Genomic DNA, 12611 nt, shown 5'->3' on the forward strand with positions numbered 1-12611 from the left:
ACACCGGGTCGGCAGCCGGCTGGGAGTCCCGCTTCAACAGGGGTCTGGCAGTACCTGCCTCCACCGCGCCCCCATGCGCCGGCACCGCTCCGGGGGACGGACGGTCAGGCTCAGAGATCGGCGGGAGGCCCCTCGTCGGGGTCAGGACGGCCGTCCGCGACGGCGTCGACGTGCACGAGGACCAGGGCGACGTCGTCCTGCGCGCCGTGGGGCACGAGGTCCGCCAGGAGCGCGTCGAGCAGCTCGTGCGGCGGCACGTCGCCGAGCGCCTCGACGCGGGCGGGGAGCTCGTCGAGCACGTCGCGCAGCGAGCGGTCCCGGCGCTCGACGAGCCCGTCGGTGTAGAGCACGAGGGCGTCGCCCGGGCCGAGCGAGGCCTCGTGCTCCGCCCGGCCGCCGCCGAGGCCGATGCCGAGCATCGGCGCGGGGCGCGCCTCGAGCAGGTGGGCGGTGCCGTCGGCACGCCGCACGACGGGTGGAACGTGCCCGGCGCTCGCCCAGCAGAGCCCTCGCCGACCGCCCGGTCCGGGTGCCCCGATCCGCGCGACGGCGACCGTCGCCAGGGCCTGGAGCCCGAGCCCCTCGGCGGTCGCCTCGGCGGCGTCGAGGGCGGCGGCGGGGCCGGCGTCGGTCGCGAAGGCGACGGAGCGCAGGACACCGCGCAGGTGGCCCATGTGCGCTGCGGCGGCGACGTCGTGACCGGTGACGTCGCCGACCACGACGGTCGTGTCGCCGTCCGGGTGCGCGAAGGCGTCGTACCAGTCACCGCCGAGGTGCACCTCGGGGACGGCGGGCCGGTAGCGCACGTCGATCGTCAGGCCCGGGATGTCGGGAGGGGGCGTGAGGACCGAGTCCTGGAGCGCGAGCGCGGCACGCCGCTCGCGCGTGATCGCCTCCGCGTAGCGGTCGACCGACGAGCCGAGGAGCAGCGCCCGGTCGACGAGCGACATCTCGTCGGGACACGCCGTCACCTCGCCGCGGCTGGTCTCCGGCGCCGCGAGCCCGCGCGCGAGCACGACGCTCGTCACGTCCTCCGCGCGGTGCACCACGGCCGACACGCGCCCGCCGGCGTCGAGGACGGGGAGGTTGGTCGTGATCCACCAGCGCTCGGCCCACCCGCCGTCGGAGCGGCGCAGGTCGTACCGGTGCGGGCCGATCATCTCGAGCCTGCCCGTGCGCGCGACGCGCTCGAGCGACCGGACGACCCGCTCCACGGAGCTGCCGTCGGGGCCGTGGGCGGGGAACACGTCGAGGTAACGGCGGCCGACGACGGCGCTCGCGGGCAGGTCGATCGTGCGCAGCAGCGACTCGTTGGCGTCGAGCACCGTGAGGTCGGGAGAGAGCACCGCCTTGGGCGCGGTGAGCACGGAGAAGACGGCGTGGTAGTCGACGGGGCCGGTGGCCCCGTCCGCGTCGCGAGGCGTCCGGACGGCGCCCCCCTGGTTCCCAGCCATACCTCGAGCCTGCGCCCATCGCGGGCACTCGCAAGGGCGGACGACCTCGAACGGCCGCTCGGGGCCCCGGCCGCTAGCCGCAGCCGCCGGGCGCGGGCTACCCGACGGCCGTGACCGGCGAGGCGAGCGGCGTGCCCGACCCGTCGCGGCGCTGGTCGACCTCGGGCAGGTCGACGGCCTGGCCGCCCGAGCCCGTTGCGCGCGCGGGACCCTGGCCGACCCATGCAAGGATCAGCGCGTCCTCGCCCTTGAGGAACCGCTGCGCTCGGACGCCGCCGGTGCCGCGGCCCTTGCCGGGGTAGAGCTCGTACGGCGTGACCTTGCCGGCCCCGGTCTGGGTGCCTGCGAGGGCGCCCGAGGACCCGGCGACGGTGACGACGACCCCGAGGTCGCGCACGTCGGCCGGCACGACGCCGAAGAACGCGACGCGGTGGCCGTCCGCGAGCCGGATCCCGGCCATGCCGCCGGCCGCGCGTCCCTGCGGTCGCACGGCGGACGCGTCGAAGTGCAGGAGCGACGCGTCGGAGCTGACGAACACGACCTCGTCCGCGTCGGTCGCGGGCGCCGCGCCGACGACGGTGTCGCCGTCCTTGAGGCCGATGACCTCCCAGTCGTCGCGGTTGTTCGGCACGTCGCCCGGGATGACGCGCTTGACGACGCCCTGCGCCGTGCCGAGCGCGAGCGGGGGAGCGTCGGCGTCGAGCGAGGCGATCGTCACGGCCTCCTCGCCCGGCTCGAGCCCGACGACCTCGCTGAGCGGCACGCCGCCCGACAGGCTCGGCGCGCTGTCGGTCGGCGGCAGCGCGGGCAGGTCGAGCACGGACACGCGGACCATGCGCCCGCGGCTCGTCACGAGGCCGACCTCGCCGCGCGCCGTCGTGCGCACGACGGCGCGCAGCACGTCGTGGGCCGCGCGGGGCCCGGTGCGCGCGGGCTCGGTCTCGTCGCTCGTGCGGGCCAGCAGGCCCGTCGCGGAGAAGAGCGCCCAGCAGGGCGTGTCCGCGACCTCGAGCGGCACGGCCGCGGTCGTGGTCGGTGCGGCACCCGCGGACTCCAGGAGGATGGTGCGGCGCGGGGTGCCGTACGTCTTGGCGACGTCCGCCATCTCGCGCGAGACCACGGCCCGGAGCCTCGCGTCGCTGCCGAGGATCTCCTGGAGCTCCTCGATCTCGCGGCGCAGCGTCTCCTGCTCCTTCTCGAGCTCGATGCGGGAGAACTTGGTGAGGCGGCGCAGCTGGAGCTCGAGGATGTACTCCGCCTGCGGCTCGGACAGGTCGAACACGGTCTGGAGGCGTCCGCGGGCGGTCGCGGTGTCGTCGGACGAGCGGATCACCTGGATCACCTCGTCGATGTCGACGATGGCGATGAGCAGACCGTCCACGAGGTGCAGCCGCTCGGACCGCTTGCGCAGCCGGTAGGCCGAGCGTCGACGGACCACGTCGATCCGGTGGTTCACCCACACCGTGAGCATCTCGCGCAGGCCGAGCGTGCGCGGCTGCCCGTCGACGAGGGCGACGTTGTTCATGCCGAACGAGTCCTCGAGCGGCGTGAACTTGTAGAGCTGCTCGAGCACCGCCTCGGGGTTGAAGCCCGTCTTCACCTCGACGACGATCCGCAGCCCGTGCTCGCGGTCCGTGAGGTCGGTCGCGGCCGTGATGCCCTGGATCTTCTTGGTCTTGACGCCCTCGGCGATCTTCTCGATCACCTTCTCCGGGCCGACGAGGTAGGGCAGCTCGGTGATGACGATGCCCTTGCGGCGCGGAGTGAGGTTCTCGACCCGGGCGGTCGCGCGCGTGCGGAACGTGCCGCGGCCCGTGCGGTAGGCGTCGCGCACGCCGTCGAGCCCGACGATCTTGCCGCCCGTCGGCAGGTCGGGACCGGGGACGAACCGCATGAGCGCCTCGAGGTCGGCGTCCGGGTGCGCGACGAGGTGGCGCGCCGCAGCGACGACCTCGACGAGGTTGTGCGGCGCCATGTTGGTGGCCATGCCGACCGCGATGCCCGACGCACCGTTGACCAGGAGGTTCGGGATCGCCGCCGGGAGCACGTCCGGCTGCTGGAGCTTGTTGTCGTAGTTCGGCACGAAGTCGACGACGTCCTCGTCGAGCCCGGCCGTCATCGCGAGCGACGGGGGAGCGAGGCGCGCCTCGGTGTACCGGGAGGCGGCGGGGCCGTCGTCGAGCGTGCCGAAGTTGCCGTGCCCGTCGACGAGCGGGAGCCGCAGCGAGAAGTCCTGCGAGAGGCGCACGAGCGCGTCGTAGATCGCCGCGTCGCCGTGCGGGTGCAGCTTCCCCATGACCTCGCCGACGACGCGCGCCGACTTCACGTGGGCGCGGTCGGGGCGCAGCCCCATGTCGGCCATCATGTAGAGGATGCGGCGCTGCACGGGCTTGAGGCCGTCGCGCGCGTCGGGCAGGGCGCGGGAGTAGATGACGGAGTAGGCGTACTCGAGGAACGACGTCTCCATCTCCGCCTGGACGTCGACGTCGACGATCTTCTCGTTCACCTCGGCCGGGTCGAGCGAGGGGGTCGAGGACTTGCGCGCCATGGGCCTGCGGGCTCCTGCCGTTCGGTGCGCCGCGAGGGCGCGGGATCTGTGCCGGCGTGCGCCGGCGGTGACGTGCTGCGGTTGCGTGCCGCACGCGAGGGTACGCCAACCGTCCGACACGCCGGGTCGCGATGCTGTCCAGGGACCATTGTCCTCCCAGGTCGGGCCGGGGTGGCGCAGGCGCACCGCGCTGCGGACCGCATAGCCTGAGGACGTGAGCGACGGCGGCGCAGCCGGGCAGGGCCCGGACCGGTACCCGGTGGAGTGGGAGGCGGACGTCGTCCTGCGCGACGGGACGACGACGCACGTGCGCCCCATCCGCCCCGAGGACGCCGACGCGTTGCAACGGTTCCACGTGGGCCAGTCCGAGCGCTCGACCTACCTGCGCTTCTTCGCCCCCATGGAGCGGCTCTCGGAGCGCGACCTGGAGCGGTTCACGCGCGTGGACCACGTCGACCGCGTCGCGCTCGTCGCGGTCCGCCCGCGCGACGGCGCGGACGTCGGGACGCCGGACACGGGGGCGGGCGAGGCGCAGGAGGACATCATCGGCGTCGCGCGCTTCGACCGCACGGGCACGAGCGAGGCGGAGGTCGCCTTCAACATCGCCGACTCGGCGCAGGGCAGAGGGCTGGGGTCCGTGCTGCTCGAGCACGTCGCCGCGGCGGCGCGCGAGCGCGGCGTGCGGCGCTTCACCGCCGAGGTCCTGCCCCAGAACGGCAAGATGCTCGCCGTCTTCCGCGAGGCCGGGTACGACGTGCGCCAGCAGATGGACGACGGGTTCGTCCAGGTGAGCGTCGACCTCGACCCCACGGAACGGTCGAGGGCCGTCATGGCCGACCGCGAGCACCGCGCGGAGGCGCGGAGCATGCAGGGGCTGCTCGGCGCGACGAGCGTCGTGCTCGTGGGACCCGGCGTGCCGCCCGGCGACGGGCCGGACCACGCCGGCGCACCCCTCGACCGCGTCCTCGCGCACCGCGCCCTGGCGGCGCTCGTGCGCAGCCCGGACGTGACCGTCCACGTCGTGGGCGCCGGCGGGGACGAGCCCGACGGCGGGGCGGCACCCGGCGCGCACGCGAACCTCGCCGAGGTCCCCGGCCCCGTGGACCTCGCGGTCGTCGCCCTGCCGCCCCCCGCCGCCATCGACGCGGTCCGCCAGCTCGCGCGCCTCGAGGTGCGCGGCGTCGTCGTCCTCTCCGCCGGGTTCGCCGAGACCGGGCCGGACGGGCTCGCGCTCCAGCGCGAGCTCCTGCGCGTCGCGCACACGGCGGGCCTGCGCGTCGTCGGGCCCGCGAGCTACGGCCTGCTGCGCACGGGCGAGACCCGCGAGCGGCCCGCGCTCGCGGCGACGCTCGCCGAGGACCTGCCGCTGCCCGGCGTCGTGGGCCTGTTCAGCCAGTCGGCGCCCATGGCCGTGACGCTGCTCGCGACGACGGCGCGGCGCGGGCTGGGCGTGTCGTCGTTCCTCTCCGCGGGCCACCGTGCGGACGTGTCGGGCAACGACCTCATGCAGTACTGGCAGGACGACGCCGCGACGCAGGTGGTCTGCCTGTACCTCGAGTCGATCGGCAACCCGCGCAAGTTCTCGCGCATCGCGCGGCGGCTCGCGTCGGTCAAGCCCGTCGTGGTCGTCACGGCCGGGCGCTCCGGCCAGGTCGTGCCCCCCGGTCACGCCGTGCGCTCGACCCGCGCGCCGCGGCGCACGCTCGAGGAGATGCTGCGCCAGTCGGGCGTGATCCGGGCCGAGAACACGCACCACATGATCGACATCGCCCAGCTCCTCGCGCACCAGCCGCTCCCGCGCGGGCGCCGCGTCGGCATCCTCGCCAGCTCGGCGTCGCTCGCCGCGCTCGTCGCGGAGGCGTCGTCGTCGGCCGGTCTCGTCGTCGCGCGGTCGGACTTCCTGCCCGAGGACGCGTCGACGGCCGAGCTCGCCGCCACGGTCGACGCGCTCTACGCGCCCGACGCGTGCGACGTCGTCGTGGTGGTCCAGGTCCCCGTGGTGCACCCGCGCCGCGAGGACGTCTCCCGCGCCGTGGCGCTCGCGGCGGCCCGCACGGGCCGGACGACCGTCGCGAGCATGCTGGGGCTCCACGGCCTCACCGACGAGCTCTCGGCCCCGGCCCCGGACGCGCCCGACGGCGGGGCGTCCGACGCCCTCCTGCGGGTCCCCGCCTACTCCACCCCCGAGGACGCGGTCGCCGCGCTCGGCGCCGTCGTGCGCTACGCCCGCTGGCGCGAGGCGGACCACGGGACGCCGGTGCGCCCCGCGGGCGTCGACGCGAGCCGCGCCCGCGCCCTCGTCGAGGGCGCGCTGGCGGGCCGGGACGCCGTCGACCTCGACCCCGCGACGACCGCCGACCTGCTCGCGTGCTACGGCGTGCGCCTGTGGCCCGCACGCCGGGTCCGCACCGCCGACGAGGCGGTCGAGGCGGCGCGCGACGTCGGCTGGCCCGTGGCGCTCAAGAGCACGGCGGCAGGGCTGCGCCACCGCGCGGACCTCGGCGGCGTGCGCCTCGACATCGCGGACGAGACGGAGCTGCGCTCCGACGTCGCGCAGATGCGCGAGGCGCTCGCGGCCGTGCTGCCGGGCGCGGCCGACCAGCCGTTCGAGGTGCAGGCGATGGCCGACGCGGGCGTCGCGTGCGTGGTCCGCTCGACGGAGGACCAGCTCTTCGGCCCCGTCGTGTCGTTCGGCCTCGCGGGAGACGCGGTCGACCTCCTGGGCGACGTCGCGTACGGGGTGCCGCCGCTCACCGACGTCGACGTCGCCGCCATGGTGCGCTCGGTGCGGGCCGCCCCGCGGCTCTTCGGGTACATGGGCACGCACGTCGTGGCCACCGCCGCGCTCGAGGACGTCCTGGCGCGCGTGTCCGTGCTCGCGGACGACCTCCCGGAGGTGCGCAGCCTCGAGCTCTACCCGGTGGTCGTCTCCGAGCACGAGGCGGCCGTCCTCAGCGCGCGCGTCACGCTCGCCGACGCCCAGCGTGCCGACGCGCTGCGCCGCGCGCTGCCCGGCTGACGCGCGCCGGTGCGTCCACAGGCCGCGACGGCGGGTGGCCGCGCCCGGCCGCCGGATGGGAGAATGCGCGGGTGCCCTCAGCAACCTCGAACGCCTGGACCGACCTGACGACCCAGCTCCACCGCGCCGGCTACTACCCGGAGCTCGTCGCGGACGTCCTCGACCTCGCGGTCGCGGGGGAGGAGATCGTCTCGCACCTCGTGCTCCCGGAGACGACGTTCGACGCGTCGGAGGTACGGCGTCACCTCACCGTGCTCGTGCTGACGCCCACGCGGCTCGTCACGGCGCACGTCGACGACCACCCCGCCGACAGCGAGAACCCCTCCGCGTCCGCGGCCGCCACGACCGAGTCGGTGCCGCTGGCCGAGGTCCGGTCCGTCTCGCTCACGCACGTCGTGGCCGAGCCGCACGAGCACCGCGCGGGCACCGCGCCGCTCGAGGTGACGCTCGCCCTCGGCTGGGGCGCGGTCTCGCGCGTCGACCTCGAGCCCGCGGGCTGCGCGGACCCGAGCTGCGACGCCGACCACGGGCTCACGGGGCAGATCACGCCGGACGACGTCGTCGTCCGCGTGAGCGCCGAGGCGGAGGGTCGTGACGCCGTGCGTGCCGCGGTCGACTTCGCGCGCGCCCTCTCGCGCGCCACCGCGAGGCACAGCGCCCGGTGAGCGAGGCACGCACGGACGAGGCCCCTGCCACCCCGGCGCTCCCGGCGGGCCTCCTCGCGCCCGACCTCGGGCTCGGCGGCCTCGCCGCCGTGCTCCCGGGGGCCGCCGGCGCGCTCGGCGTCCGGTTCACGACCGCCACGGGCATCGGGAGCGAGGCGGCGCGCGCAGCCCTCGACCTGCCGCGCGCCGAGCGCGTGTGCGTCGTCCTCGTCGACGGGCTGGGGCACGTCAACCTCGCGGAGCGCGCCGGGCACGCGCCGTTCCTGCGCTCCCTCCTGCCCGACGCGCGGGCGCTCACCTCGACCTTCCCCAGCACGACGGCCGCCGCGATCGGCGCGTTCGGCACCGGCACGGCGCCGGGGCGCACGGGCATGCTCGGTTACACGCAGCGCAACCCCACGACGGGTGGGCTCGCCAACATGGTGTCGTGGGAGGGCGCGCCGGCCCCGGCGGAGCTCCAGCGCGAGACCCCGGTGCTCGAGCGGCTCGCCGCGGCGGACGTCGCCGTGACCTCGACCGGACCGGCGCGGTTCGCCGGGTCCGGCATGACGGTCGCCGCCCTGCGCGGCGGGTCGTACGCGGCGGCGGAGGGCCTCGGGGCGCGCGTCGACGCCGCGGTGCGGGCCCTGTCCCGGCCGGGCCTCGTCTACCTGTACTGGGGCGAGGTGGACAAGGCGGGCCACCACCACGGCAGCACGTCCTGGCAGTGGGGCGACGAGCTCGAGGCGCTCGACCGCGAGCTCGCCCGGCTCGCCCGGTCGGTCCCGCGGGGCACGCTCGTGCTCGTCACCGCGGACCACGGCATGGTCGACGTCGACCCGGCGCTGCGCCGCGACGTCGCCACGGACGCGGTGCTCGCACGGGGCGTCGCGCTCGTCGGCGGAGAGCCGCGCGCGGTGCACGTCTACACGGAGCCGGGGGAGACGACCGCCGTCGCGGCGCGCTGGCGCGACGTCCTGGGCGACGACGCGCTCGTCCTGGAGCGCGAGGAGGTGCTCGCGCGCGGACTGCTCGGGCCCGACCCGCGCCCGGAGGCGGTCGCTGCCGCCGGCGACGTGATCGTCTCGCTGCGCGGGCGGGCGACCGTCGTCGACTCCCGCACCCAGACGCCCGCGTCGCTCGCCCTCGTCGGCGTGCACGGCTCGCTCACCGAGCGGGAGATGCGCGTGCCGCTGCTCGTCGCCGGGACCTGACGACCCGCGACGCCGGGCGTCACCCCACGCCACGTCGCGGCCCGCCCGCGACCCCGCACCGACCGACCTCGCGAAGGAACGCCCGATGGCCGAGCTCGTCTTCTTCTCCGGGACCATGGACTGCGGCAAGTCCACCCTCGCCCTCCAGCTCGACCACAACCACGCCGCACGCGGCCGTCGCGGGCTGATCTTCTCCCGCAACGACCGGGCGGGGACCGACCGGCTCTCGTCCCGGCTCGGGCTCGAGGTCGTGGCGCGCGAGGTCCGGGACGACACCGACTTCTGGACGCTCGTCACGGCCGAGCCGGACCCGGTCGACTACCTCGTCTGCGACGAGGCGCAGTTCTACTCGCCGGCGCAGGTGGAGCAGCTCGCGCGGCTCGTCGACGAGACGGAGATGGACGTCTTCGCGTTCGGCATCACCGCCGACTTCCGCACCCGGCTCTTCCCCGGCTCGGCCCGGCTCATCGAGCTCGCCGACCGGGTCGAGGTGCTCCAGGTCGAGTCGCTGTGCTGGTGCGGACGGCGCGCGACGCACAACGCGCGCACGGTCGACGGGAGCATGGTCGTCGAGGGCGACCAGGTCGTCGTCGGGGACGTCGGGGCGGGCTCGGGCGAGGTCGGCTACGAGGTGCTGTGCCGCCGGCACCACATGCGCCGCATGACGACGGCCCTCGCGCGTCGCCAGGCGGCGTCCGACGGCCTGCCGCTCGACCTGCCACGCTGACCCGATGAGCTGACCCGGCGCCTGTGGCCGGCGTGCGCGCTCGGCGTGCGCGGTCGCTACGGGGGGCGCCTACTCCGGGCGGGCCCCGAACACGATCTCGTCCCAGCTCGGGACCTTCGCACGCGAGCGGTTCTTCCCCTTGCGCGGCTCGCGCGCCGCCTGGGGGCGCGCCGCAGGTGGCGGGGCGTCCCCGTCTCCGGGTGCAGGGGCGTCGGCCGAGCGGTCGTCGGGCGAGGGGCGGTCGCCCGCGCCGTCCTCCGGCTCCGGGCCCGCGTCGTCCCGGCCGCTCTCGGACGCCGGCTCCGGAAGGCGCACGGCGTCGAGCGGCCGGATCGTCGGGAGGTGGACGACGGTCCCGCCGGCAGACGTGGCCGCGTCGTCCCGAGAGTCGCCCTGCGACGTGTCCGGGTCCGGGCCGATGCCGACCTGCGGGCCGAACCCCTCGAACGGCTCCTGCCCGTCGACCTCGACCGGCCCCGTCGGCGCCTTGCGCGGGCGCACGCCCCGACGCTGGCTCAGGTCGTCGAGGAGCTCGGCCGTCCCGTCGTCGGCGGGCGGAGCGGTCGGGGGAGCGGCGCGGAGCCCCCGGCCGCGCCCCGTCGCGTCGACGTCGAACACCGCGACGGCCCCGGGTGTCGGGTCGCGCGGGGCGTCCGTCCCCGAGAGCCAGCGGGCCTCGTCGTCGAGCGCCTGGAGCGCGCGCGTCGCGGCGTCGTACTCCCAGCGGGCGGTCCGGCTGCCCGTCCCGACCTCGAAGGTCGCCGTCACGACCCACGACGCCCCGGGCTGGCGCGCGGCGCTCCACTCCACGGTGCCGGGCTCGACGTCGCGCGCGGCGAGCCGCTGCGCGACGAGGTCCCCGACGGTCGGCGAGTCCTCGTCGTGCCCCTGGCGAGAGGCGCGGACCCGGTCGACGACGTACTCCTGCTCCGCGACCACCGGGCCCGCGAAGCGGCGCACGTTCTCGACGCCGAGGCCGGCGGCCTCGGCGACCGTCTCCACGGACTCCCCGGCGCGCAGCCGGGCCTGGATCTCGCGCGGCGCGAGGTTGCGCTCGCCCTCGGCACGCAGGTGCTCCAGGTGCGGGCGGTCGCGTCGCACGGCCGCCCGCAGCGACTCGGTGATCGGCAGCGTGAACTGCGTGCCGCCCGTCGCGCGCAGGACGAGGTGCTCCCCGTCCTCGTGCAGTCTCACCAGCTCCAGCTCGTCCATGGACCCTCCCGTGTCGCCGCGCCCGGTGGCGCTCGCGGTGCCGCTCCGGACGGCTGCCCGGTCGCTCGCCCTGCCGTCCGGTGCCGGGCCGCGAGCCGGTCTCCCGGGCTCGGCGGACCGCGACGCCCGCGTCACCGCTCCCTCGAGGGTGCCATCGTCCCACCCGCGAGCCGCGCAGCACGCGCGGTGTGCCGCGGACTCGGCCCGCGCTCGTCCGCGCCCCGGGGGCGGGCGGCTGGGATGATTCCGGGTGTGATCCTCGACCTGGTGCCCGGCGACGCCCTCGAGCTCGGCGGCGTGTTCTTCGCGGCGCTCTCGGGCGGGCTCGCCGCCGTGCGCAAGCGGTTCGACCTCGTGGGCGTGCTGGTGCTCGCCTGGGTCGCCGGCCTCGGCGGCGGTCTGCTGCGCGACGTCCTCATCGGCGCGATCCCCCCGGTCGGGATCTCCGACTGGCGCCTCGTCGCCGTCGCGGTGCTCGCGGGCGTCGTGACCTTCTTCTGGCACCCGCGCCTCGAGCGGCTCCGGCGGAGCATCATCGTCCTCGACGCGGGCGCGCTCGCACTCTTCGTGCTCTCCGGCACGATGAAGGGCCTCGACTACGGCGTGGGCCCGCTCGCGGCGGTCTTCGCCGGCGTGATCACGGGCGTCGGCGGTGGCATCCTGCGCGACCTGCTGACCAACGAGGCGCCGCTGCTGTTCCAGGACAAGCAGCTCTACGCGATCCCGGCGCTCGCGGGCGCCGCGCTGACGGCCGGGCTCGCGGAGGCCGACGCGCTCGGCCTGCTGTCCCAGGCGGCGGTCCTCGCGCTCGTGTTCGGCTTCCGCCTCCTCTCCCTGCGCCTCGGCTGGTCCGCGCCCGGTCCGTGGGAGGGTCGCACCGCACGCCGCGGGTCGGGCAGGATGTGAGCCGTGCGCCTCTTCATCGACGATCCCCGACAGCCCGACGACGTGACCGTGGCCGACCTGCGCGACCTCGCGGAGCGTCTCGCCCGCGAGGCGGGCGACCTCGTCCGTTCCGGTCGCCCCGACCGTGTCGAGGTGGCCGCCACCAAGTCGACGGCCACGGACGTCGTGACGCGCATGGACGCCGACTCCGAGGCGCTCCTGCGACGCGGCATCGCGGCGGCCCGCCCGGACGACGCCGTCCTCGGCGAGGAGGAGGGAGCCTCGTCCGGGACGTCCGGCATCACGTGGGTGATCGACCCCGTCGACGGCACGGTCAACTACCTCTACGGGATCGCGTCGTACGCGGTGTCCGTCGCCGCGGTCGTGGGCCCGCCGGACCCGCTCGAGTGGACGGTCCTCGCCGGCGCGGTGCACTCCGTCGTCGACGGGCGCACCTGGACGGCGGGCCTCGGGGCGGGCGCGACGGTGGACGGACGCCCGGTCCGCGTGAACGCCGAGACGGACCTGGGGCAGTGCCTCGTGGGCACGGGCTTCGGGTACGACGCCGACCGCCGGCGCGCGCAGGCGCGCGTGCTGGTCGACGTGCTGCCCCAGGTCCGGGACATCCGCCGCCTGGGCTCGGCGGCCATCGACCTGTGCCTCGTCGCCTCGGGCGAGCTCGACCTCTACTACGAGCGCGGCCTCAACCCCTGGGACATGGCCGCGGGCGCCCTCGTGGCGCACGAGGCGGGAGCCCGCGTCACGGGCCTGCGGGGCCGCGCCGCGGACCGCGAGATGACCGTCGCGGGTCCGCCCGAGGCGGTCGCGCGGCTCGTCCGGATCCTCGAGGACGCGGACGCCGACTCCGACTCCTGAGCGCGACCCGGCGGGCTGGGAGCGTTCCCGCC

At 76.2% G+C, this 12611-nt stretch carries 9 protein-coding genes; 6 read left to right on the forward strand and 3 right to left on the reverse strand.

Features of this window, described 5'->3' with window-relative positions:
• Positions 1-110 precede the first annotated feature (110 nt).
• Entirely contained in the window at positions 111-1454 is a 1344-nt protein-coding gene (locus tag A0J59_RS10100) for a PP2C family protein-serine/threonine phosphatase (RefSeq protein WP_064316023.1), read from the reverse strand.
• 97 nt (positions 1455-1551) lie between these two features.
• Positions 1552-4002 carry a DNA topoisomerase (ATP-hydrolyzing) subunit A gene (locus A0J59_RS10105; RefSeq protein ID WP_064316024.1) on the reverse strand — a complete coding sequence of 817 codons (2451 nt, stop codon included), beginning with the start codon at positions 4000-4002 and terminating at the stop codon, positions 1552-1554.
• 214 nt (positions 4003-4216) lie between these two features.
• Between A0J59_RS10105 and A0J59_RS10110 the strand changes: the two genes are divergently transcribed.
• The 4 genes from A0J59_RS10110 to A0J59_RS10125 all read left to right on the forward strand — a co-directional run bounded on the left by A0J59_RS10110 (position 4217) and on the right by A0J59_RS10125 (position 9606).
• On the forward strand, positions 4217-7021 hold the full coding sequence (locus tag A0J59_RS10110; protein WP_064316025.1) for a GNAT family N-acetyltransferase: 2805 nt from the start codon (positions 4217-4219) through the stop codon (positions 7019-7021).
• A gap of 71 nt (positions 7022-7092) precedes the next feature.
• Entirely contained in the window at positions 7093-7686 is a 594-nt protein-coding gene (locus A0J59_RS10115) for a DUF5998 family protein (protein WP_047234333.1), read from the forward strand.
• Entirely contained in the window at positions 7683-8879 is a 1197-nt protein-coding gene (locus A0J59_RS10120; protein WP_064316026.1) for an alkaline phosphatase family protein, read from the forward strand. Before A0J59_RS10115 ends, A0J59_RS10120 begins: the two co-directional genes overlap by 4 nt.
• An 85-nt stretch (positions 8880-8964) precedes the next feature.
• Complete coding sequence (locus tag A0J59_RS10125) at positions 8965-9606, forward strand: thymidine kinase (protein ID WP_047234718.1); 642 nt, start codon at positions 8965-8967, stop codon at positions 9604-9606.
• Between the two features lie 69 nt (positions 9607-9675).
• On the opposite strand, the gene sepH is transcribed toward A0J59_RS10125, so the two are convergent.
• The gene (gene sepH, locus A0J59_RS10130; protein WP_064316027.1) at positions 9676-10818 is read right to left on the reverse strand and encodes a septation protein SepH; all 1143 of its coding nucleotides are present in this window, start codon (positions 10816-10818) and stop codon (positions 9676-9678) included.
• A 252-nt stretch (positions 10819-11070) separates the two neighbouring features.
• On the opposite strand from sepH, the gene A0J59_RS10135 reads away from it, so the two are divergent.
• Together A0J59_RS10135 and A0J59_RS10140 are read left to right on the forward strand one after the other, a co-directional pair.
• The gene (locus A0J59_RS10135) at positions 11071-11724 is read left to right on the forward strand and encodes a trimeric intracellular cation channel family protein (RefSeq protein WP_255365128.1); all 654 of its coding nucleotides are present in this window, start codon (positions 11071-11073) and stop codon (positions 11722-11724) included.
• 3 nt (positions 11725-11727) lie between these two features.
• Positions 11728-12579 (forward strand): inositol monophosphatase family protein, encoded by an 852-nt coding sequence (locus tag A0J59_RS10140; RefSeq protein WP_255365129.1) that lies wholly within the window; start codon positions 11728-11730, stop codon positions 12577-12579.
• The last annotated feature ends 32 nt before the right edge of the window (positions 12580-12611 follow it).

Source organism: Cellulosimicrobium sp. I38E, from assembly GCF_001647255.1.
GTDB classification, from domain to species: domain Bacteria; phylum Actinomycetota; class Actinomycetes; order Actinomycetales; family Cellulomonadaceae; genus Cellulosimicrobium; species Cellulosimicrobium cellulans_E.